This window comes from Mesorhizobium sp. WSM3859 (assembly GCF_002295065.1).
In the GTDB taxonomy this organism is placed as follows: domain Bacteria; phylum Pseudomonadota; class Alphaproteobacteria; order Rhizobiales; family Rhizobiaceae; genus Mesorhizobium.
In genome coordinates, this window is the sequence record NZ_NSGG01000001.1 from 63,315 (window position 1) to 84,423 (window position 21,109).

At 63.5% G+C, this 21,109-nt stretch carries 18 protein-coding genes and 1 riboswitch; of the genes, 12 read left to right on the top strand and 6 right to left on the bottom strand.

The genetic code is table 11. The annotated features are described in order from the left end of the window. Positions 1 to 24 precede the first annotated feature (24 nt). On the bottom strand, positions 25 to 528 hold the full coding sequence (locus CK230_RS00320; protein WP_095815237.1) for a hypothetical protein: 504 nt from the start codon (positions 526 to 528) through the stop codon (positions 25 to 27). Positions 529 to 745: 217 nt separating this feature from the next. Here CK230_RS00320 and CK230_RS00325 point away from each other — a divergent pair, with 217 nt between their 5' ends. Then, complete coding sequence (locus CK230_RS00325; RefSeq protein WP_095815238.1) at positions 746 to 1,633, top strand: DMT family transporter; 888 nt, start codon at positions 746 to 748, stop codon at positions 1,631 to 1,633. A 1-nt stretch (position 1,634) separates the two neighbouring features. Here CK230_RS00325 and dnaE read toward each other — a convergent pair whose 3' ends face one another. After that, positions 1,635 to 5,162 (bottom strand): DNA polymerase III subunit alpha, encoded by a 3,528-nt coding sequence (gene dnaE / locus CK230_RS00330; protein WP_095815239.1) that lies wholly within the window; start codon positions 5,160 to 5,162, stop codon positions 1,635 to 1,637. Positions 5,163 to 5,283: 121 nt separating this feature from the next. Further along, positions 5,284 to 7,296: an acetyl/propionyl/methylcrotonyl-CoA carboxylase subunit alpha gene (locus CK230_RS00335; protein WP_095815240.1), complete on the bottom strand. Its 2,013-nt coding sequence runs from the start codon at positions 7,294 to 7,296 to the stop codon at positions 5,284 to 5,286. Positions 7,297 to 7,546: 250 nt separating this feature from the next. On the opposite strand from CK230_RS00335, the gene CK230_RS00340 reads away from it, so the two are divergent. The 8 genes from CK230_RS00340 to CK230_RS00375 all read left to right on the top strand — a co-directional run bounded on the left by CK230_RS00340 (position 7,547) and on the right by CK230_RS00375 (position 13,020). Further along, on the top strand, positions 7,547 to 8,674 hold the full coding sequence (locus CK230_RS00340; protein ID WP_095815241.1) for an S-(hydroxymethyl)glutathione dehydrogenase/class III alcohol dehydrogenase: 1,128 nt from the start codon (positions 7,547 to 7,549) through the stop codon (positions 8,672 to 8,674). Further along, positions 8,675 to 8,947: a hypothetical protein gene (locus CK230_RS00345; RefSeq protein ID WP_095815242.1), complete on the top strand. Its 273-nt coding sequence runs from the start codon at positions 8,675 to 8,677 to the stop codon at positions 8,945 to 8,947. A 20-nt stretch (positions 8,948 to 8,967) separates the two neighbouring features. Further along, positions 8,968 to 9,537 (top strand): S-(hydroxymethyl)glutathione synthase, encoded by a 570-nt coding sequence (gene gfa / locus CK230_RS00350; RefSeq protein ID WP_095815243.1) that lies wholly within the window; start codon positions 8,968 to 8,970, stop codon positions 9,535 to 9,537. A gap of 65 nt (positions 9,538 to 9,602) precedes the next feature. Continuing rightward, entirely contained in the window at positions 9,603 to 10,070 is a 468-nt protein-coding gene (locus CK230_RS00355; protein WP_095815792.1) for a YaiI/YqxD family protein, read from the top strand. A 25-nt stretch (positions 10,071 to 10,095) separates the two neighbouring features. Beyond that, entirely contained in the window at positions 10,096 to 10,779 is a 684-nt protein-coding gene (locus CK230_RS00360) for a DUF1345 domain-containing protein (protein WP_095815244.1), read from the top strand. Positions 10,780 to 10,866: 87 nt separating this feature from the next. Continuing rightward, positions 10,867 to 11,739: a cytochrome b/b6 domain-containing protein gene (locus CK230_RS00365; protein ID WP_095815793.1), complete on the top strand. Its 873-nt coding sequence runs from the start codon at positions 10,867 to 10,869 to the stop codon at positions 11,737 to 11,739. Between the two features lies 1 nt (position 11,740). Then, the gene (locus CK230_RS00370) at positions 11,741 to 12,532 is read left to right on the top strand and encodes a molybdopterin-binding protein (RefSeq protein ID WP_095815245.1); all 792 of its coding nucleotides are present in this window, start codon (positions 11,741 to 11,743) and stop codon (positions 12,530 to 12,532) included. Further along, positions 12,532 to 13,020, top strand: a complete 489-nt coding sequence (locus CK230_RS00375; RefSeq protein ID WP_095815246.1) for a GNAT family N-acetyltransferase — start codon at positions 12,532 to 12,534, stop codon at positions 13,018 to 13,020. Before CK230_RS00370 ends, CK230_RS00375 begins: the two co-directional genes overlap by 1 nt. Here CK230_RS00375 and CK230_RS00380 read toward each other — a convergent pair. Beyond that, positions 12,959 to 13,963 (bottom strand): hypothetical protein, encoded by a 1,005-nt coding sequence (locus tag CK230_RS00380; RefSeq protein WP_095815247.1) that lies wholly within the window; start codon positions 13,961 to 13,963, stop codon positions 12,959 to 12,961. The genes CK230_RS00375 and CK230_RS00380 overlap by 62 nt on opposite strands. A 330-nt stretch (positions 13,964 to 14,293) precedes the next feature. Continuing rightward, positions 14,294 to 14,380: riboswitch (glycine riboswitch) on the top strand. A gap of 150 nt (positions 14,381 to 14,530) precedes the next feature. Between CK230_RS00380 and gcvT the strand changes: the two genes are divergently transcribed. From gcvT to gcvP, 3 genes are read left to right on the top strand one after another with little or no spacing between them, the layout of a single operon-like run. Beyond that, complete coding sequence (gene gcvT, locus CK230_RS00385) at positions 14,531 to 15,628, top strand: glycine cleavage system aminomethyltransferase GcvT (RefSeq protein ID WP_095815248.1); 1,098 nt, start codon at positions 14,531 to 14,533, stop codon at positions 15,626 to 15,628. Between the two features lie 7 nt (positions 15,629 to 15,635). Beyond that, positions 15,636 to 16,004 (top strand): glycine cleavage system protein GcvH, encoded by a 369-nt coding sequence (gene gcvH / locus CK230_RS00390; RefSeq protein ID WP_095815249.1) that lies wholly within the window; start codon positions 15,636 to 15,638, stop codon positions 16,002 to 16,004. 17 nt (positions 16,005 to 16,021) lie between these two features. After that, the gene (gene gcvP, locus CK230_RS00395; protein ID WP_095815250.1) at positions 16,022 to 18,829 is read left to right on the top strand and encodes an aminomethyl-transferring glycine dehydrogenase; all 2,808 of its coding nucleotides are present in this window, start codon (positions 16,022 to 16,024) and stop codon (positions 18,827 to 18,829) included. Positions 18,830 to 18,833: 4 nt separating this feature from the next. Here the strand turns inward: gcvP and CK230_RS00400 are convergent, their stop codons facing one another. Together CK230_RS00400 and CK230_RS00405 are read right to left on the bottom strand one after the other, a co-directional pair. Continuing rightward, positions 18,834 to 20,006, bottom strand: coding sequence for a GGDEF domain-containing protein (locus CK230_RS00400; protein ID WP_095815251.1), 1,173 nt, complete (start codon positions 20,004 to 20,006; stop codon positions 18,834 to 18,836). A 418-nt stretch (positions 20,007 to 20,424) separates the two neighbouring features. Beyond that, on the bottom strand, positions 20,425 to 20,898 hold the full coding sequence (locus tag CK230_RS00405; protein ID WP_095815252.1) for a tetratricopeptide repeat protein: 474 nt from the start codon (positions 20,896 to 20,898) through the stop codon (positions 20,425 to 20,427). Positions 20,899 to 21,109 lie beyond the last annotated feature (211 nt).

The window sequence follows — 21,109 nt, forward strand, 5'->3', positions numbered from 1 at the left end:
GTCCGGAATTGCGTCAAAGCAAGGTCAGTTGCGCTTCAGGTCGATCCGGCTGGTCACCACCATCTTGCCGGTGGCCGGATCCATGTCGGTCACCGTCATGCGCATATTGTCCGGCCCGATCTTTTCGACCGTCAGCTCGGCGTCGCGGTCGCCATTGACGATTTTCGCCCAGTGGATGTCGAGGTCGATCGCATCGCCCTTGCGGCTTCCGTTGAGCCCGGCGGGTCCGCTGCGCGAGCCGATATAGGTGCCTGTGTAGCTCTCCCCATCGACCTTCAGATCGGCGCGGATTTCCCGCGACATGATCAATAGCGCGCGGCAGGTGCCGTCGAGCGACAACGAGTTCGCCGTCGCGTCCGAGGTGAAGGTGCAGTTGATGTTCATCACCGGCGTGTTTGTCCTGATCCTGACCGTTCCCTTGCCGGAGAACTTTCCCTGCAGCGAGCGCAGGAAGCCCGCCTCATCGGCATGTGCGCCCGTCGAGCACAAAAGACAGGCGGCGGCCAGCAAGGCAGCGGTCGATTTCATCAAGATGTTCCCCTCTCGCGATCACTAGTAGAATTCCAGGAAAAGTATGAAACTGTTCGGCCGGCTCCTGCCGACGGAAGGTGTGGGGCTTAACGGATGCCCGGGCGTCAGGTTCCGCCGTGGCGATGACTGTTTTTTGACACGAATCCCCTGGCCCAGTCGAATGGCGCCGCTAACGGTTGCAGCCCAGAACCGGGCTTGCGAGATAGAGTCCCGAATGGCACCCGCTCCCTCGATCCCCAAAGCCGCATTCTGGATGGCGCTGTCAATCGCCTCCTTCCTGGCGATGACCGTCGCCGGCCGCGCCACGACCAGCGACCTCAACGTCTTCCAGGTGCTGGAACTGCGCTCGGTGATCGGTTTCTTCATCCTGCTGCCGCTGGTGATGACAAGCGGCGGCTTCCCGGCGATGCTCACGAAACGCCCGTTCACGCATATCGCCCGCAATGTCATCCACTATACCGGCCAGGCGGCGTGGCTCTATGCGCTGACGCTGATCCCAATCGCCGTGCTGATTTCGATTGAATTCACCACTCCGATCTGGACCGCGGTTTTCGCGGTCGGTTTTCTTGGCGAACGGCTCTCCAGGCCCAGGCTGACGGCTATCGTGCTCGGCCTGATCGGGGTGATCGTCATCGTGCGTCCAGGCTTCAGCTCGGTCAATCCTGGGCAGATCATCGTGCTGGGCGCCGCGGTCTGCTTTGGCACCTCGGTGGTCATGGTAAAGTCGCTGACGAGGACCGACAGCGTCGTGCGCATTATCTTCTGGATGCTGATCATCCAGTCGGTGCTCGGCCTGCTGCCCGCGCTTTACGAATGGCGCAACCCGCCGCTTGCGCTTTGGCCATGGATCGTGGTGATCGCTTTCACAGGCATGTCGTCACACTTCTGCATGGCGCGCGCACTGGCCTACGCGGACGCCACCCTCATCTCGCCGATGGATTTCCTGCGTGTGCCGCTGTCGGCACTGGTCGGCTGGCTGCTCTATCACGAGCAGATCGACATCTTCACCGCCGGCGGCGCGGCGCTGATTCTGGCCAGCAATTTGCTCAATTTGCAGAAGAAGACGCCGCAAGTGGCGGAGGCCGAGGCGGCAACGCCCTGAGCTAAACCAGCTCCACTTCCACCACGCCGGGCACTGCCCGCATCGCCGACGCAACCTGCGGCGAGATGCGGTAGCGATTGGGCAGCTCGATCTCCACCTCGCCCAGTCCTGCCTCCTTGATCAGCACGAAGCTCACCTGCCCTTCGCCCTTGACCGAAAGCTGGTTGGCGAGCGTGCCGAGGGGTGCTGCGTCGCGTACGAAGATGCGCAGCGCCTTCTGTATGCGGCTGGCCTCGTCTTCCAGCGACTGCACGGTCTGGATGCGCAGGTTGATGCCTTCCGGCCGGTCCTCCGCCGAAACGGTGATCACCACGGAGCGGCCGGGCTCCAGCATGTCGCGATACTGCGCCAGCCCCTCGGAGAACAGCACCGCCTCGTACTGGCCGGTCGTGTCGGAGAACTGCACCACGCCCATCTTGTTGCCGGTGCGGGTCTTGCGCTCCTGCTTGGTGGTGACGGTGCCGGCAAGCCGCCCGGCGGCCGCGCCGCGTTTGACCGCGGCCGAGAATTCCGCCCAGTTCTGTACCCGCATCTTCTGAAGTGCTGCCTTGTACTCGTCCAGCGGATGCGCCGAGAGATAGAAGCCGACCACCTGGAACTCACGGTGCAGCCGGTCGGCGGCAAGCCACGGATCGGTCGGCGGCAGGTTGAGCGCCTGCGACTGGCTGCCGAGCGACGCACCAAAGATGTCGGCCTGGCCGGAGATGGCGTTCTGCTGCGCCAGCGAGGCCAGTCCCATCATCCGCTCGACGCCGGCCATCATCTGGGCGCGGTCGTGGCCGAAGCAATCCAGCGCGCCGGCCATGATCAGGCTTTCGAAGACGCGCTTGCCGACGATCTTCGGATCGACGCGCTCGCAGAAATCGGCAAGATTCTTGAACGGCTTCTCGCCGCGCATCTCGACGATATGCTCGACCGCCGCGTCGCCGACGCCTTTCAGCGCCGCCAGCGAATAGAAGATCTTGTTCTCCCCGACCTCGAAGGGGCGGAAGCTCGACATCACCGACGGCGGCACCACCTCGATGCCGAGACGCATGGCGTCCTGGCGGAAGTCGGCCAGCTTGTCGGTGTTGCTCATGTCGAGCGTCATCGACGCCGCCAGGAACTCGACCGGGTAATGCGCCTTGAGATAGGCGGTCTGATAGGAGACGACAGCGTAGGCGGCCGCGTGCGACTTGTTGAAGCCGTAGTCGGCGAACTTCGCCAGGAGATCGAAGATGAAGTCGGCCTGTGGCTTGGAGACGCCGCGCTCGACCGCGCCGGAGACGAAGCGCTCGCGCTGCTTGTCCATTTCGGCGCGGATCTTCTTGCCCATGGCGCGGCGCAGAAGGTCGGCTTCGCCGAGCGAATAGCCGGACAGCTCCTGCGCGATCTGCATCACCTGTTCCTGATAGACGATGACGCCTTGCGTCTCCTTCACCAGATGGTCGATCTTGGGATGGATCGAGGCCATCTCCTCCTCGCCATGCTTTCTGGCGTTGTAGGTCGGGATGTTCTCCATCGGGCCCGGGCGGTAGAGCGCCACCAGCGCGATGATGTCCTCGATACAGTCCGGCCGCATCCCGATCAGCGCCTTGCGCATGCCGGCACTTTCAACCTGGAACACGCCGACCACCTCGCCGCGCGACAGCATGGCATAGGTGTCCTTGTCGTCCAGCGGGATCGTCGCGAGATCGATGTCGACGCCGCGCCGGCGGATGAGTTTCACCGCCGTTTCCAGCACTGTCAGCGTCTTCAGGCCGAGGAAGTCGAACTTCACCAGACCCGCCTGCTCGACATATTTCATGTTGAACTGGGTGACCGGCATGTCCGAGCGCGGATCGCGGTACATCGGCACCAGCTCGGACAGCGGCCGGTCGCCGATGACGATGCCGGCGGCATGCGTCGAGGCGTGGCGGTAGAGGCCTTCGAGCTTCTGCGCCGTATCGAGCAGCGTCTGCACGATCGGCTCCTTCTCCGCCTCCTCGGCGAAGCGCGGCTCGTTGGCGATGGCGTCCGCCAGCTTGACCGGATTGGCCGGATTCTGCGGCACCATCTTTGAGAGCTTGTCGACCTGGCCGTAAGGCATCTGCAGCACGCGGCCGACGTCGCGCAGCACCGCGCGCGCCTGCAGCGTACCGAAGGTGATGATCTGGCCAACCTGGTCGCGGCCGTATTTCTGCTGGACGTAGCGGATGACCTCTTCGCGGCGGTCCTGGCAGAAGTCGATGTCGAAGTCCGGCATCGAAACGCGGTCCGGATTGAGGAAGCGCTCGAACAGCAGCGAGAAGCGCAGCGGGTCGATGTCGGTGATGGTGGTCGAATAGGCGACCAGCGAACCCGCGCCCGAACCGCGCCCCGGCCCGACCGGGATGCCTTGCGATTTGGCCCATTTGATGAAGTCGGCAACGATCAGGAAGTAGCCGGGGAACTTCATCTTTTCGATGATGCCGAGCTCGAATTCGAGCCGCTCGCGATATTGCTCGACCGTGTAGCTGGGCGTCGGCCCGTGCGCGGCAAGCCGAGCCTCCAACCCCTCGCGCGCCTGGCGCGCAAGCTCGGCGGCCTCGGCTTTCTCGGCGGCGTCCTTGTCGGCTGCGTCGGCGCCGGTGAAGCGCGGCAGGATCGGGCTGCGGTTCTTCGGATAGTAGGAGCAGCGCATGGCGATCTCGACAGTGTTGTCGATCGCTTCCGGCAGATCGGAGAAGAGCCGCGCCATCTCGGCCTGGCTGCGCAGGAAATTGTCCGGCGAAAGCCGCCGGCGATTGTCCGCGGCGACCACCGATCCCTCGGCGATGGCGATCAGCGCGTCATGCGCCTCATAGTCTTCGCGCTTGGAGAAGAACGCCTCGTTGGTGGCGACTAGCGGCAGGTCGTGCGTGTAGGCCAGGTCGACCGTCGACTTCTCGACCATGCGGTCGTAGCCGGCGACCCGCTCCAGCTCGACATAAAGCCTGTCGCCGAACAGGCCCTTGAGGAACAGCAGCCGCTGTTCGGCGAGGTCGCGCCGGTCCGCTTTCAGCGCGCTGCCGATCGGACCGCGCGGGCCGCCGGTCAGACAGATCAGCCCGTCGCACCAGCCTTCCAGTGTGGCGCTGGTCAGGTGCACCGGCTCGCCGGGCGGCGTCTCCAGATAAACCTTGCTGATCAGCCGCACGAGATTGGCATAGCCAGCGTCGCTGGCGGCGATTAGCACGACCGGCGACATCTCCGGCCCATGGCGGCGGCGGTCGCGCTGGGCCTCGACCGCTTCGCCGGAAAAGGCGAGATCGATCTGGCAGCCGATGATCGGCTGGATACCGTCCTTGACCGCCTTCTGCGCGAATTCGAGCGCGCCGAAGAGGTTGTTGGTGTCGGTGACCGCTATCGCCGGCGCCTCGTCTTTGACCGCATGGCCGACGATCGCGCCGAGCTGAAGCGCGCCTTCGAGCAGCGAATAGGCCGAATGCACGCGCAGATGGATGAAGGTCCGCGCCGGCGTTTCCGGCCGCGCGGCCTTCACGGCTGCTTCGCGCTGCAACGGGTCGCGTGGAAGTCGTTCATCCGCCATGTTTTTTCGCGCTGTCCCAGAGACTCAAGATCTATGCAGATGTATTGTCCCGAACGGAGCCATGCCAGTCCAGCACAAATGACCCACAGGGCACAGGCTTACGGTTGGCTACCGCCTCTTCTCAGGCGAACTCCATGATCACGGCATCGACCGCCAGGCTGTCGCCGGGCTTGGCGTTGAGCTTGGCTATCGTGAGGTCGCGCTCGGCGCGCAGCACGTTTTCCATCTTCATGGCCTCGACCACGGCCAGCGTCTCGCCGGCCTTGACCTCTTGGCCCTCGGCGACCGCGATCGAGACGACGAGGCCTGGCATTGGGCACAGCAGCATCTTCGAGGTGTCCGGCGGCAGTTTTTCCGGCATCAGCCTTTCGAGTTCCGCGGTGCGCGGCAGCATGGCGCGCGCCATCACCGACATGCCTTTCCAGGCGATGCTCAAGCCGTTGAGCATCGGACGGATCTGTGCAACGACCTTGTCGCCGCCGACCGTACCCTGCCAGAGCGCGTCGCCCGGCCGCCAGTCGGAGGCCACGGTCAGCGGCTTGCCGCCGTCGATCGACAGATCGACCTCCATGGGAATGGAGACCATGCCGTCGACGATCTCGACCGGAAGATAGTCCGCGCCGATCTTCACCACCCAGTCGCGCTTGAGATGGCCGGAATGCGGCGCCAGCCGGCCGCTCAGACGGTCGAGCCGGTCGCGGCGCAAAAGTTCGATCGCGGTTGCGACGGCGGCGAATACCGCCCTCTCCTCGCCATCCGGCGCGGCCGGTGAAAAACCGTCCGGATATTCCTCGGCGATGAAGCCGGTCGACAGCCGTCCCTCGCGCCAGCGCGGATGCTGCATCAGCGCCGAAAGGAAAGGGATGTTGTGCTCGATACCGTCGACGACAAAACTGTCGAGCGCCTCTGACATGGCGTCGATCGCCTCCAGCCTTGTCGGCGCCCAGGTGCAGAGCTTCGCCACCATCGGGTCATAGAACATCGATATTTCCGAGCCTTCGGTGACGCCGGTATCGTTGCGGATGACTACGTCGCCGAACGTGCCCTCTTCCGGCGGCCTGTAGCGGGTCAGCCGCCCGATCGACGGCAGGAAGTTGCGGAAAGGATCCTCGGCATAGAGGCGGCTTTCCACCGCCCAGCCGTTGAGCTTCACGTCGCTCTGCTTGATGGCGAGCTTCTCGCCGGCGGCGACGCGGATCATCTGCTCGACCAGGTCGATGCCGGTGACCAGTTCGGTCACCGGGTGCTCGACCTGCAATCGCGTATTCATTTCAAGGAAATAGAAGTTCTTGTCCTTGTCGACGATGAACTCGACGGTGCCGGCGCTCTGGTAGTCGACGGCTCTCGCCAGCGCCACCGCCTGCTCGCCCATCGCCTTTCTGGTCTTGGCATCCAGGAATGGCGACGGCGCCTCCTCGACCACCTTCTGGTTGCGGCGCTGGATCGAGCATTCGCGCTCGCCGAGATAGAGCGCTGTGCCATGCGCGTCGGCCAGCACCTGGATCTCGATATGGCGCGGATCGACGACGAATTTCTCGATGAAGACACGGTCGTCGCCGAAGGAGCTTTTCGCCTCCGAACGCGCCCGGTCGAAACCGTCGCGCACCTCCGCCTTGCTCCAGGCGATGCGCATGCCCTTGCCGCCGCCGCCGGCCGAAGCCTTGATCATCACCGGATAGCCGATCTCGCCGGCGATCCGCTCGGCATGGTCGGCGTCTTCGATGACGCCGAGCCAACCCGGCACGGTCGAGACCTTGGCTTCGCTGGCGAACTTCTTCGATTCGATCTTGTCGCCCATCGCCTTGATAGCCTTGGGCTTCGGCCCGATGAAGACGATGCCTTGCTTCTCCAGCGCCTCGCAAAATGAGGCGCGCTCCGACAGGAAGCCGTAGCCCGGATGCACGGCCTCAGCACCGGTCTCCTTGCAGGCGGCGATGATCTTCTCCGGCAGCAAATAGCTCTGTGCCGCCGGCGAAGGCCCGATATGCACCGCTTCGTCGGCCATTTCGACATGCACGGCATCGCGATCGGCATCCGAATAGACCGCGACGGTGGCAATGCCCATCTTGCGCGCCGTCATGATGACGCGACAGGCGATCTCGCCGCGATTGGCGATCAGAATCTTCTTGAACATTCGGATGTCGTTCCTCCGGCGAAGCGGACCAGTTCTATGGACAATTCCAACGCGCCTCAAGTGCCAGCCGCTTAGCCCCTGCGGCTGGCACCAACTGCAGAAACAGCGCCGAAAAACGTCGCAAGAGACGTTGGCCGCCAGCGCGGAACTCGCTAAAGTTACGCCAACACCAAAGGGATGGCAGGCTGGCATTCGCCACGGGCAGCTTGCCGTTAGCTAAAACTTACAAATCGCTTGGGAGGAATGCCTCATGAAAACGCGTGCCGCCGTTGCCGTCGCCGCCGGAAAGCCGCTGGAGATCATGGAGGTGGACCTCGAAGGGCCGCGCGAGGGCGAGGTTCTGGTTGAGGTCAAGGCGACCGGCATCTGCCATACGGACGAATTCACGCTGTCGGGCGCCGATCCGGAAGGCATCTTTCCGGCGATCCTCGGCCATGAGGGCGCCGGCATCGTGGTCGATGTCGGCAAGGGCGTCACCTCGGTCAGGAAGGGCGACCATGTCATCCCGCTCTACACGCCCGAATGCCGCCAGTGCCCGTCCTGCCTGTCGCGCAAGACCAATCTGTGCACCGCCATCCGCGCCACGCAAGGGCAAGGCCTGATGCCGGACGGCACCTCGCGCTTCTCGGTCGGGGGCGAAAAACTCTTCCATTACATGGGCTGCTCGACCTTCTCCAACTTCACCGTGCTCCCGGAGATCGCGGTCGCCAAGGTCAATCCGGACGCGCCCTTCGATAAGATCTGCTACATCGGCTGCGGCGTCACTACCGGCATCGGCGCGGTCATCAACACCGCCAAGGTCGAGCAAGGCGCGACCGCTGTCGTCTTCGGCCTCGGCGGCATCGGCTTGAATGTCATCCAGGGGCTTCGCCTAGCCGGCGCCGACATGATCATCGGCGTCGACGTCAACAATGACAAGAAGGCCTGGGGCGAAAAGTTCGGCATGACGCATTTCGTCAATCCCAAGGAGATCGACGGCGATATCGTGCCCTACCTGGTCAACCTGACCAAGCGCGGCGCCGACCAGATCGGCGGCGCCGACTACACTTTCGACTGCACCGGCAACACCAAGGTGATGCGCCAGGCGCTGGAAGCCTCGCATCGCGGCTGGGGTAAGTCGGTCATTATCGGCGTTGCTGGCGCCGGCCAGGAGATCTCGACGCGCCCCTTCCAACTGGTCACCGGCCGCACCTGGATGGGCACCGCCTTCGGTGGCGCCCGCGGCCGCACCGATGTGCCGCGGATCGTCGACTGGTACATGGAAAAGAAGATTGAGATCGATCCGATGATCACCCACACGCTGAAGCTCGAGGACATCAACAAGGGTTTTGACCTCATGCATGAGGGTAAGTCGATCCGGAGCGTCGTGGTTTACTAGATGAAGGAGGTCCAAATTCGTGTTCGCATACGGTTCATCGACTGGGAAAAGTCGACGGTCCATCGAATACAGAATTTTGGCGAGGACCTGTGGCGCAGCTTTAGGGACAACAATCGCATTCAAATCGACTTGGGAGAAATCGATCGGGCAGTTGATGAAATCACTTTTGTCGTGCGCGACACTTTTTTGAAAAAGAGCCTGCCGGAGGTGCACCGCGTATTGCGGGCGCACCTTATGGAGACTGAAGCGATCGTCGACACCAAACCGGTGTGATAAAAAGGGAGGAAGTAGGAATGGCGGAAAAACTGCATCACTCGATCGACAACGGCCTGCCCAAGGAAAGCGCGAGCTTTGCCGGCGGCACGCTGGTCTGCCTCTGCACCAGCAAGCCGGTGAAGGTGAAGGTCAAGGGCCAGATCGCCCACAACCACGCCTGCGGCTGCACCAAGTGCTGGAAGCCGGAAGGCGCGGTGTTCTCGGTCGTGGCCGTTGCGGCCAGCGGCGACGTCACCGTCACCGAGAACGGCGACAAGCTGAAAGTGGTCGATCCGGCCGCGCTGATCCAGCGCCATGCCTGCACCGGCTGCGGCGTCCACATGCATGGCCCGGTCGAGCGCGACCATCCTTTCAAGGGCCTGTCCTTCATCCATCCGGAGCGCTTCGAGGAGGACGGCTGGTCGCCGCCGGGCTTCGCCGCCTTCGTCTCCTCGATCATCGAATCCGGCGTCGATCCGAACCGCATGGCCGGCATTCGCGGCCAGCTGAAGTCGATCGGGCTCGAGCCCTATGACTGTCTCAACCCCGGCCTGATGGACTATATGGCCACCTGGACGGCGAAGAAGTCCGGCGCGCTGCCGGCCTGACAAATCCTGCGATTTCTGCCATGGGGCTGGCCGACACGCCGGCCCCATATTTGTTTGGAGCAACGATGCCCGCACCCGTTGTCTACGTCGACGCCGACGCCTGCCCGGTGAAAGCCGAGGTCGAGAAGGTCGCAGAGCGCCATGGCGTCGTCGTTACCTATGTCTCCAACGGCGGGCTGCGGCCGTCGCGCGATCCGATGATCCGTAACGTCGTCGTCTCCAAGGGCGCCGATGCCGCCGACGACTGGATCGTCGAGAATGCAAGGGAGAACGACGTCGTGGTGACGGCCGATATCCCGCTTGCCGCGCGCACGGTGGCGCTCGGTGCGCATGTGCTGGGACCCACCGGCCGCCCCTTCACGCCGGAGACCATCGGCATGGCGGTGGCGATGCGCGATTTGAAGCAGCATCTGCGCGAGACAGGCGAAAGCCGCGGCTTCAATGCGTCGTTCACGCCGAAGGACAGGTCGCAGTTTCTCGGCGAGCTCGACCGCATCTTGCGACGCGCGCTCAAATCCGTCACACCGGACTGATCCGAACGCCTTTCAAGAGGCCGGCATGGGTGAGGACGTCAAGACGCCGATGCATCGGCATATGCAGTTCGCTTTGGCCTTTGCCATCGGGGTCGTCGCACTGCTGCTAGCCCTTCTGTTGCGCGCGCCGCTCCCCTATTCCATTGGCGCCAATGTCTTCTTTGCAAGCTATATCGTCCTGGTCCTGACGCTGATGCCACGGCTTACCGGCCGCTATCTCAGCAAGAACGCCCGTGCCACCGACATGCCCGTGCTGCTTATCTTCGCCGTCACGCTCTTCGTCGTCGTTGCGGCGATCGTCTCGCTGTTTCTTTTGATCAATCAGAAAAACGCAGCGCACCCTTGGCAGCTTGCCTTCGCCATGCTGTCGATCCCGCTCGGCTGGTTCACCATCCACGCCATGGCCTCGCTGCACTACGCCCATGTTTACTGGAAAGACGGCGACGAGATCGACCTAAAAACCCAGAGAAAAATGCCCGCCGGCGGGCTCGATTTTCCCGGAGGCAAGCGCCCGGAAGGCTGGGATTTCCTCTATTTCGCGACCGTCATCGGCATGACGGCGCAGACAGCCGACACTGCCATCACCACGTCGCAAATGCGCATGGTCGTGCTCGTCCATTCAATCCTGACCTTTTTCTTCAACACGGTGATCGTTGCAGCGGCGGTCAATCTCGCGGTCACCCTTGGCTCTCCTGTAATAAATCCGTGATCGCATGAAACATTGCCTTGTGCGGCGACGTATTGAGGGGAAGACAATGACCTGAGAAGCCGCTTCCCCATGGCGGCCGGAGGCAAGATGGACACTGTTGCCAACAACCGATCCGCCGCCGAGGCGGACGGCAAGGACACGACCCTTATCTATCGCCAGTCGCGCTGGACGCGGCTAACCCATTGGATCTGGGCTTTCTCGCTGTTCTTCATGCTGCTTTCCGGCCTGCAGATCTTCAACGCGCGGCCGCAGCTCTATATCGGCAAGCAATCCGGCTTCGAATTCAACAACACGATCCTCCAGATCGGCGCCGAGAACACCGCCAACGGTCCGCGCGGTTTTACCGAAATCTTCGGCCATCGCTTCGACACCACCGGCGTGCTCGGCTGGTCGGGTCTGCCGGGACAAGAGACGCCCCGCGCCTTTCCGGCTTGGGCGACGATCCCCTCTTATTACGACCTCGGCACCGCCCGCGTCGTGCATTTCTTCTTCGCCTGGATCCTGACCACCACGCTGCTCGTCTGGCTGATCGCCAGCCTGGTCAACGGCCATATCCGCCGTGACCTCGCCCCTCGCGTGTCGGACCTGCGCAAGCTGCCGCGCGACATCGTCGATCATGCGAAGCTGAAGTTCCATCACACGCGCGAATACAACACGCTGCAGAAAATGGCCTATGGCGGCGTGCTCTTCGTGCTCTTGCCGCTGATGATCGTCACCGGACTGGCCATGTCGCCGAGCATGGATTCGGTGCTGCCCTGGCTCAATGAAATCCTCGGCGGCCGGCAGACTGCGCGCACCATCCATTTCACCGTAATGGTGCTGCTCGTCCTCTTCTTCATCGTCCACATCCTGATGATCCTCGCCGCCGGTCCGATCAACGAGCTGCGCTCGATCATCACCGGCTGGTACCGCACCGACCCGCCTGCGAAGCACGACCAGTCGACCGAGAGGAGCGCCTGACATGGCAAAATTCCAGATCAGCCGCCGAAAATTCCTGACCGCCAGCAGCCTTGGCCTGTCCAGCATCGCGCTGTCGGGTTGCGATGCCTTCGACAGCGGTCTGGGCATCGGCGGCGGACTGCGCAGCTTCCTCGAAAACGCCAATGGCCTGACCTGGCGCGCGCAGCGCCTGCTTGCCGGCCGAGACGCGCTGGCGCCGGAATTCACCGAGGCCGACATCCGCCAGCCGCAGCGGCCGAACGGCGTCACGGCGCCTGACGACGACACCTACAAGGGCCTGCTCGCCAACAATTTTGCCGACTGGCGCCTGGAGGTAACCGGCCTTGTCGAGAAGCCGCTGTCACTGACCCGCGAGCAGCTCCAGAACATGCCGAGCCGTACCCAGATCACCCGCCACGACTGTGTGGAAGGCTGGAGCTGCATCGCCAAATGGACTGGCACGCCGCTGTCGCTGGTGCTCGACCAGGCGATGGTCAAGCCGCAGGCGCGCTACGTCATGTTCCACTGCCTCGACACGATCGAGCAGAGCCTGTCCGGCGACATCAAATATTACGGCACCATCGATCTGATCGATGCCCGCCATCCGCAGACCATTTTGGCCTACGGTCTCAACGGCAAGCCGCTGCCGGTCGAGAACGGCGCGCCTCTCAGAGTACGCGTTGAGCGCCAGCTCGGCTACAAGATGCCGAAATACATCTACAAGATCGAACTGGTCGACAGTTTCGCCAATGTCGGCGGCGGCCGCGGCGGCTACTGGGAGGACAATGGCTACGACTGGTATGGCGGGATTTGATGGCCCCTCGCCTGCGGGCCGAGCACGATCTGCCGTCCGCCGAGCTTGATGCCGTCGAGGAGCGTCTGAATGACGACAATCGGAGGCTGACCGGTCGTGACGACGACCGTGCCCTCATCTTTGCCTTGCGGGATGAGCAAGGGCGCGGCGTCGGGATCGCCGCCGGTTATTCCTGGGCCGGCATTGCCGAGCTCACGCTGATGTGGGTCGACGAAACCTATCGCGGCCTTGGCCATGGCAGGAAGCTGCTCGATGCCTTCATCGCCGAGGCTGCCGCGCGTGGCTCCCTGCGGATATGGGTTTCGACCCACGACTTCCAGGCACCTGGCTTGTACGAAAAGGCCGGCTTCGAGCGCATGGCCGAACTGACCGGGTGGCCGGAAGGCCATTCCAACATCATCCTTTGCAAGACAATTCAGAGGGCGCCTAAGCGACCTTATCCAGCAGCGTCTTCAGCGTCGGATGGATTTCCGGCGAAGCGTGCCTGATCAGCGCCAGCAGCGCGCGCTCGTTGTCGCGCAGCGGCCGCCGACCGCCACCGATGCGCTCGGCCAGCCATTGGGCTTCGTCGGCGTCGATGGTCTCGGCGCGGCGGGCTAGCGCCTCGCTAGCCCGGTTCCTGGCTTCCCATTCGGCCTCGATGTTGTCAGGGGAATCATAGGCTTCGAGGATTGCGGAAAACCCGCCCGAGACCATGCTGCTGAAGAATCCGCCGAGCGTCGGCGCCGCCTCGTCGAGGAAATTTTCATGGCGTAGCGCCATCTCGCGCGTCGGCGGCTCGTAGCCGGCCGAGCACATGACATAGTTGGCGATCGCCTTGACGAAGAGTTCGTTCCAGGACGGATCATTGTCGGCGGCCGCCGTTCGGTCGTTGATCCTGAACAGCACCTCTGCCTCGGCCTTGGTGATGGCGATATTGCCGTCGCCGCCAAAGGCATGGAGGATGCGGCGCAGGAGATCGACCTCGGCCTTGGCGATCAAGCCCGGAACCAGCTCGCCGCCGAGCATCAACGGCCCCTTGCCGTCGATCACCGCATGCGCGACCTGCTCCAGCGCATAGGCCGAGAGCTGGCCGGGCGAGGATTTCGCTTCCTCCAGCACATGCACCAGCAGCTCGAGCTCCGTGCGGCTGTCGACCATGCCGTCACGCGAGACGGTGCGGACCAGCCAGTCGGCATTCTGCTCCGAGATATAGCCTTCCGGCTTTTCCTGGTGGACGATGTAGTCGGTCACCGCCTCGACGAAGAACGGTGCCCATTCGCCGCATTTGTCGCGCGCCGTCTGGTCGAGCGCGAACAGCGCCTCCGCCTCGCCGCGACTCACCACGCCGTCGGCGAATACCTCGCGCCGCAGCATTGCCACGTCCTCGGCCGTAATCTTGTTTTTCGAGGTCAGCCCCGCCACCGGAGCGCTCATGATCAATTCGCCCATCTGCCGTCCCTGCCCATCGCCTTTGCCGGCGTTATCCCGTCAGGTTTATCAGCGTTGTCTTGAGAAACCGGCAAATGGCGTGGTTAGCGAAGCCTTGCCGGCGTTGCGCGCTTTAGGTGCGTTGAGATTCAGGTCAGGCCGAGTCGAAAATGATGGATTCCGAGAACCGGAGCGGAGCGTACTTAAGTACGTGAGCACCGGAAGCGCAGGAAGCCAGCATCTGCAGGCCGGCCTCACCTGAATATCAACGCACCTTAGATGTCGCAGGGAGGTGACAACGTGTCGCCGACGGGCTATGGATGACGAGTCGGGGGCTCGGTTTGTGAGTCCCACCTGTTTGCGGGAGAGAGCAGCGAGAGCTGTCGCCGAAGGGGAAATCGCCCGAAATCTCTCAGGCAAAAGAACCGTGGACGGGAAAGACAACTCTGGAAAGTCGGGGCCTGGCCCCGCGCCGAAGGTGTAAGCGCTGCCGACAGAGTTACGGGGCGCGAGTCTCTCAGGCTTCAGACAGAGGGGCACGGACTAGGCCGCCAATGGCGGTCGATTGCGTGCGACTCTGGAGAAGACATGACAGGCGAAGACACCAGGCACCTACCCCTCGAGGATTTGCATCAGGCCGCGGGCGCGCGCTTCGGCGCTTTCGCCGGCTGGTCGATGCCGCTCACCTATCCGCCGGGCGTGATGAAGGAGCACCTGCACACGCGCGAGCACGCCGGGCTGTTCGACATCTCGCATATGAAGCTGTTCGAGGTCGGCGGTCCAGGCGCCGCGGCGCTGTTGGACCGGGCCTGCCCGCTCGATGCCGGCGCGCTGGAGATCTCGCAGTCCAAATACACCTTCTTCCTCAACGAGGCAGCGGGCATTATCGACGACCTGATCGTCACGCGCCTGGGCGAAAACCGGTTCATGGTCGTGGCCAATGCCGGCAACGCCATCGAGGACGAGAAGCATCTGCGCGCTCTGGCAACGGATTTCGACGCCAAAGTCGAGCCGCTCGACCGCGTCTTCCTGGCGATCCAGGGACCCGAGGCGTGGGCCGCCCTGTCCCGCGCGGGCATCGAGACCGGCTCGCTGCTCTTCATGCATGGCATCGAGCCGCGCCAGAACTGGTTCATGAGCCGTTCCGGCTATACCGGCGAGGACGGTTTCGAGATCGGCCTGCCGGAAAAGGAGGCGCGCGATCTCATCGCCAAACTCCTGGAGGACGAGCGCGTGCAATGGATCGGCCTCGCCGCCCGCGACAGCCTGCGGCTCGAGGCCGGACTTTGCCTGCATGGCCAGGACCTGACGCCGGAAGTCGACCCGGCGAGCGCGGGCCTGATGTGGGCGATCCCCAAGGAAGTCCGCGCCGGCCATTTCATCGGCGCCGATGCGCTGCGCTCGATCATCGAACGAGGGCCGTCGCAGAAGCGCGCTGGCCTGAAGCCCGACGGGCGCCAGCCGGTGCGCGCCGGCGCGGCGCTGGTCGATGCCGGCGGCAACCCGGCCGGCCATGTCACCTCCGGCGGCTTCGGCCCCTCCACCGGCCACCCGGTCGCCATGGGTTATGTCGACACCGCGCTGGCCAAGCCCGGCACAAAACTCTTCGCCGATGTCCGCGGGACGAAAATCCCGGTCGACGTCACGTCCCTGCCCTTCACCCCACACCGCTATCGCAAAGGATGATCTCCAGATGGCAAAGACCTATTTCACTGAAGACCATGAATGGCTCCGCGTCGAAGGCGGCGTCGCCACTGTCGGCATCACCGACTATGCCCAGGAACAGCTCGGCGATCTCGTTTTCGTCGAGCTGCCGGAAATCGGCCGCAAGCTCGCCAAGGGCGATACCGCCGTCGTCGTCGAATCCGTCAAGGCAGCGTCGGACGTCTACGCGCCGGTCGACGGCGAGATCACCGAGGCCAACGGCTCACTGTCGGCCGACCCTTCGCTGGTCAATTCGGCGGCGACTGGCGACGGTTGGCTCTGGAAGATGAAGCTCTCCAACGAAAGCCAGCTCGACGGCCTCATGGATGAAGCCGCCTACAAAGCCCATATCGGCTGATATCAGGACATAAAGACATGACCGCAGCGCTTACTCCCTTCTCGGCCCGCCATATCGGCCCGGGCGTCAACGATGTCAGAGCCATGCTTGCCGTGCTCGGCGTTCCGTCCGTCGAAACGCTCATCAGCCAGGCCGTGCCGAGATCGATCCGCCTCGATCGACCGCTCGACCTGCCTGCTCCGGCGAGTGAAGCCGAAGCGCTGGCCGAACTGTCCGCGATCATGGCGAAGAACACGGTGCTGAAGAGCTTCATCGGCGCCGGCTATCATGGCGTCTTCGTGCCGCCCGTTATCCAGCGCAACCTGTTCGAGAATCCGGCCTGGTACACGGCCTACACGCCCTACCAGGCCGAGATCAGCCAGGGCCGGCTGGAAATGCTGTTCAACTTCCAGACTTTGGTGACGGAACTGACAGGCCTGCCGGTGGCGTCCGCCTCGCTGCTCGATGAGGCCACCGCCGTCGCCGAAGCCGTCGGCATTGCGCTGCGCCACCATCGCGACAAGCGCAGCAAGGTGGCGCTCGCAGGCACGCCGCATCCGCAGACGCTGGATGTCGTTCGCACCAGAGCCGAGCCGCTCGGCATCGAGGTCGACGGCGAGACGATCGACGACAACACCGCCGCGCTGCTCGTCTCCTGGCCGGATACGTTCGGCGTCTATGGCGACCACAAAGCGGCGATCGAAAAGGCCCGCGCTACCGGCGCGCTGGTGGTCTTCATCGCCGATCCGCTGGCGCTCGCCCTGACGGATGCGCCGGCGAAGCTTGGCGCCGATATCGCCGTCGGTCCGATGCAGCGCTTCGGCGTGCCGATGGGCTTCGGCGGTCCGCATGCCGCCTATTGCGCCGTTTCCGACAAGCTGACCCGTCTGATGCCCGGCCGTCTCGTCGGCCAGTCGACCGATACCAAGGGCCGCCCCGGCTACCGGCTGGCGCTGCAGACACGTGAGCAGCACATCCGCCGCGACAAGGCCACCTCCAACATCTGCACCGCGCAGGCGCTGCTGGCCAATATGGCCACGGCCTATGCGATCTGGCACGGCCCTGCCGGCCTCCGGGCGATTGCCGGTCGTATCCACAGCCTTGCCGACCGCCTCGCCTCAGGTCTCAAAGCCGCCGGCGTATCGGTGCTCGGCGCAAGCCGCTTCGACACGGTGACGGCCGAAATGAAGGGCAGGGCCGGCGCGATCGCCGCCGCCGCGGAGAAGACAGGCCGGCTGCTGCGCGTCATCGATGCGGACAAGATCAGCATCGCCTTCGACGAGACCTCGACGGAAGCTGATCTCGAGACGATCGCCGGCCTCTTCGGCGCCAAGCCAGGCGCTGAGGGCAGCTCGATGCCCGGCAAGCCGCGCGGCAAGGAGTTCCTGACGCAGCCGGTCTTCCACGAGAACCGCTCCGAAACCGAGATGATGCGCTTCCTGCGCCGGCTGGCCGACAAGGACCTGGCGCTCGACCGGGCGATGATCCCGCTCGGCTCCTGCACCATGAAGCTCAACGCCGCCGCCGAGATGATGCCGGTGAGTTGGCCGAGTGTCGCCAACCTGCATCCCTTCGCCCCTGCCGGCCATTCGGCCGGCTATCGTAAGATGGCCGGCGACCTGGAGTCCTGGCTGTCGGAAATCACCGGCTTCGATGCCGTCAGCCTGCAGCCCAATGCCGGCAGCCAAGGCGAATATGCCGGCCTGCTCGCCATCCGCGCCTATCACCGCGCGCGCGGCGAAGGCCATCGCACGATCTGCCTGATCCCGTCTTCCGCGCACGGCACCAATCCGGCGAGCGCCGCCATGGCCGGCATGAGTGTCGTCGTCGTGCGCTGCCTGGACGACGGCAACATTGACATGGACGACCTGCGCGCCAAGGCGAACGAGCATTCCAAGAACCTCGCGGCGCTGATGTTCACTTATCCTTCGACGCATGGCGTCTACGAGGAGGGTGCGCGCCATCTTTGCGCGCTGATCCACGAGCATGGCGGCCAAGTCTATTTCGACGGCGCCAACCTCAACGCCCTGGTGGGCCTTGCGCGGCCCGGCGATATCGGTGCCGACGTCTGCCACATGAACCTGCACAAGACCTTCTGCATCCCGCATGGCGGTGGCGGTCCCGGCGTCGGCCCGATCGGTGTCAGGGCGCATCTGAAACCCTATCTGCCGGGCCACGTCACAGAGGGTTCGGCGCATGCCGTGGCGGCGGCACCTTTCGGCAGCGCTTCTATCCTGCCGATCACCTGGATGTATATCCGCATGATGGGCGGTTCCGGCCTGAAGCAGGCGACCGAGACGGCGATCGTTTCGGCCAACTACGTGGCAACGCGGCTCGCGCCGCATTTCCCGCTCCTCTACAAAGGCCGGAGCGATCGCATCGCGCATGAGTGCATCCTCGACACCCGCGTGCTCAAGGAGAGCGCCGGCATCAGCGTCAACGACATCGCCAAGCGCCTGATCGACTACGGTTTCCACGCGCCGACCATGTCGTTCCCGGTCGCCGGCACGCTGATGGTCGAGCCGACCGAGTCCGAGCCCAAGCGCGAGCTCGACCGCTTCTGCGAGGCGATGATTGCGATCGCCGGCGAGGCGGCAAAAGTGGCAAAAGGCGAATGGCCGCCCAACGATAATCCGCTGGTCAACGCTCCGCACACCGCGGCGGAAGCGCTCGCAGCTGAGTGGAAGCATCCCTACTCGCGGCTCGATGCGGCCTATCCAGCGGGCGACGCCGACCTGGCGGCGAAATACTGGCCGCCGGTCTCGCGCATCGACAATGTCGCCGGCGACCGCAACCTGGTCTGCTCCTGCCCGCCGTTGTCGGAATATCTCGGCGCCGCGGAGTAGTCGTTCAGGCGGTTTTCTGGGCCGGCCCGCTATCGGGCTGACCCTCCTGGCGTTGGGCGATAACGCGGTTCCGCCCGGCGCGTTTGGCGGCATAGAGCGCGGCGTCCGCTTCGGCCAGCATCTCGTCCAGGGTCCGGCCGCTAGCTGCGCCAAATCCCATGCCGCCGCTTACGCTGCTGCGCAGCGGGCCGCGGTGTGTCGCGACTACCTCGGTGCCGAAGGCGACGCCGATGCGGCTTGCCATGTCATGCGCCTTTTCAGGCGTGATCCGCGACATGACGAGCGCGAATTCCTCGCCGCCGAGCCGGAAGGCGTCGACCCCTGTCCTGCCGTATTTCTTGATCACCGCCGCGAAGCGGCAAAGGACCTGGTCGCCGACGGGATGGCCGAAGACGTCATTGGTCGTCTTGAAATGATCGAGATCGAACATGGCGATCGCCATGAACGGACCGAAGCTGCGATCACCGTAGAGTTCGTTGAGCGCCCTGCGGTTCATCAGCCCGGTCAACGGATCGGTCATGGTCTCGGCCTTGAGCTCGATCTGCGCCTGCAGATGATGCAGCGAAAGCGTCAGCGCGCCGAGGCCGGTCATGCAGGCAACCGCGACGACGGTGTTCAACCGCTCTGCCCAATTGTCGGGCGCAGCACCGAGAACCCATTGCCCTTGCACCAGCAACACCAGGCCGCACAGCGCGAAGGACAAGCCGCAGGCTCCGCTCAGGAACGAGACGACGAGCAGGATCCTGCGGTCGTGATCGCCCTTCATCCAGAACATCGTTCCGATCGCCGCGAGCAGCGCCGTGACGGCCGAATAGGTGATGAGGAAGCCGATGCCATCGAATCCGAGATAGGTGAAGACGGCGCAGGCGGCCATGGCTGCCAGTGTCGGCAGAACAACGCTGCCATGGTTGCCGACGCCCAGATATTGCATCGCCGACATGCAGATGATGAGGAAACCCAGGCTGAGTAGCACCAGCACTGCCTGGCAGAGCCAGGGGTTGGGTTCCTTGGTGTATTGCCAGAACAGAACGACATGCGCGACAAGCACAAGGATGCCGCACGCCACCGTCAGCACGAAGCGCGCCCGCGGAGCGGTGAGCCAGATCGCAAGCATGGTGATGCTGAGGCACGTGCCCGACAACGCCGCCGCGAGCAGGAGCGAACTAAAATCCAACATTGTTGAGCCGCCGCCTCTTGGGAGTGGTCAGTGACGCTGCATTCTAGGTTAACGGCGGCCCGCTGATACCGTTTTCAGCTAACCTTTCGACCCAACCTTCCGACAAGGTTTACAAAGCATCCACTACTGCATCCAGCAGACGCGAAGACTAGAAATTGTTGGTTTATATTGAAACAGTTCTTTTTCACGAGCGCGAGGCGATCCACGCGAAAAAACGATAATCGCCCGACGTTGTACATCTGGTAAGCCGGTTGATAGGCGTGCGTCCGCCAGCCGGAAATTCAACCCTGTCGCTTTGATTTCGCCAATCGACAAACGAAAATTGTACCGGCTGGAACTTGTCCCGTTTCGCTGAAACGGCGTTCGGCCGGCGGCCGAGGAATTCGGGCGGAACGATTCAACCCAAGCCCGATAGGCTCTAGCTCTTGTTCAGAAGTGCCAGATTGGCGTCGACCACGGTCGGATCAGCCATGTGGGCCTTGGCCTCGAGCAGCAGCGCGCGCGCCTTCTTCTTGTTGCCGCGCAGGAGCTGCGAATAACCCATATTGTTGACGATCTGCGGCTTGCGGCCGGCAACCTTCAGCAACTGCGCATAGGCGCGGTCGGCGAAGTCGAAACGGCCGAGCTCGTCATAGGAAGCGGCAAGCCCCATCCAGGCTTCGGCATTGTCTGATCTGAGCTCGACCGCCTTGCGGAAATGCTGTTCGGCAAGGCCGAAATTCGCCTCGCGGAACTGTGCCTTGCCTTCGACAAGGTCGTTGGCGCTGACATCCTTGGCCACCGGCTGGATCGCCGTGGTCTTGGTCGTGTCGACGTTGTTGTTCGTCGTGCAGCCCGTGATCATCAAAATGGCTGCCAACGCCGCTGCTGCCTTGGGAAGTCTCTGACGCATGCCCCTGCCCCATCGCCCGATTTGCCGGGTCGTTCTTCAGGAAAAGACGATACAGCAGAGCGATTAAGCTTCGGTGCCGAAATGCAGCTAAATTTTGGTTGTCCGCCAAGGATGTATTAACCAGCGCCCCTTGAGGTGCTGCTGGATTCAGGTCAGGCCGAGTTGAAAACGGTGACTTCCGAGAACCGGAGCGGAGCGTACTTAAAGTACG

Coding starts and splice junctions, on each gene's coding strand:
- CK230_RS00400 (WP_095815251.1), bottom strand. CDS start 20,006: ATGTTGGATTTTAGTTCGCTCCTGCTCGCGGCGGCGTTGTCGGGCACG.
- gcvH (WP_095815249.1), top strand. CDS start 15,636: ATGGCAAAGACCTATTTCACTGAAGACCATGAATGGCTCCGCGTCGAA.
- CK230_RS00340 (WP_095815241.1), top strand. CDS start 7,547: ATGAAAACGCGTGCCGCCGTTGCCGTCGCCGCCGGAAAGCCGCTGGAG.
- CK230_RS00325 (WP_095815238.1), top strand. CDS start 746: ATGGCACCCGCTCCCTCGATCCCCAAAGCCGCATTCTGGATGGCGCTG.
- CK230_RS00370 (WP_095815245.1), top strand. CDS start 11,741: ATGGCAAAATTCCAGATCAGCCGCCGAAAATTCCTGACCGCCAGCAGC.
- CK230_RS00320 (WP_095815237.1), bottom strand. CDS start 528: ATGAAATCGACCGCTGCCTTGCTGGCCGCCGCCTGTCTTTTGTGCTCG.
- CK230_RS00375 (WP_095815246.1), top strand. CDS start 12,532: ATGGCCCCTCGCCTGCGGGCCGAGCACGATCTGCCGTCCGCCGAGCTT.
- CK230_RS00355 (WP_095815792.1), top strand. CDS start 9,603: ATGCCCGCACCCGTTGTCTACGTCGACGCCGACGCCTGCCCGGTGAAA.
- CK230_RS00345 (WP_095815242.1), top strand. CDS start 8,675: ATGAAGGAGGTCCAAATTCGTGTTCGCATACGGTTCATCGACTGGGAA.
- dnaE (WP_095815239.1), bottom strand. CDS start 5,162: ATGGCGGATGAACGACTTCCACGCGACCCGTTGCAGCGCGAAGCAGCC.
- gfa (WP_095815243.1), top strand. CDS start 8,968: ATGGCGGAAAAACTGCATCACTCGATCGACAACGGCCTGCCCAAGGAA.
- CK230_RS00365 (WP_095815793.1), top strand. CDS start 10,867: ATGGACACTGTTGCCAACAACCGATCCGCCGCCGAGGCGGACGGCAAG.
- CK230_RS00405 (WP_095815252.1), bottom strand. CDS start 20,898: ATGCGTCAGAGACTTCCCAAGGCAGCAGCGGCGTTGGCAGCCATTTTG.
- CK230_RS00335 (WP_095815240.1), bottom strand. CDS start 7,296: ATGTTCAAGAAGATTCTGATCGCCAATCGCGGCGAGATCGCCTGTCGC.
- gcvT (WP_095815248.1), top strand. CDS start 14,531: ATGACAGGCGAAGACACCAGGCACCTACCCCTCGAGGATTTGCATCAG.
- CK230_RS00380 (WP_095815247.1), bottom strand. CDS start 13,963: ATGGGCGAATTGATCATGAGCGCTCCGGTGGCGGGGCTGACCTCGAAA.
- gcvP (WP_095815250.1), top strand. CDS start 16,022: ATGACCGCAGCGCTTACTCCCTTCTCGGCCCGCCATATCGGCCCGGGC.
- CK230_RS00360 (WP_095815244.1), top strand. CDS start 10,096: ATGGGTGAGGACGTCAAGACGCCGATGCATCGGCATATGCAGTTCGCT.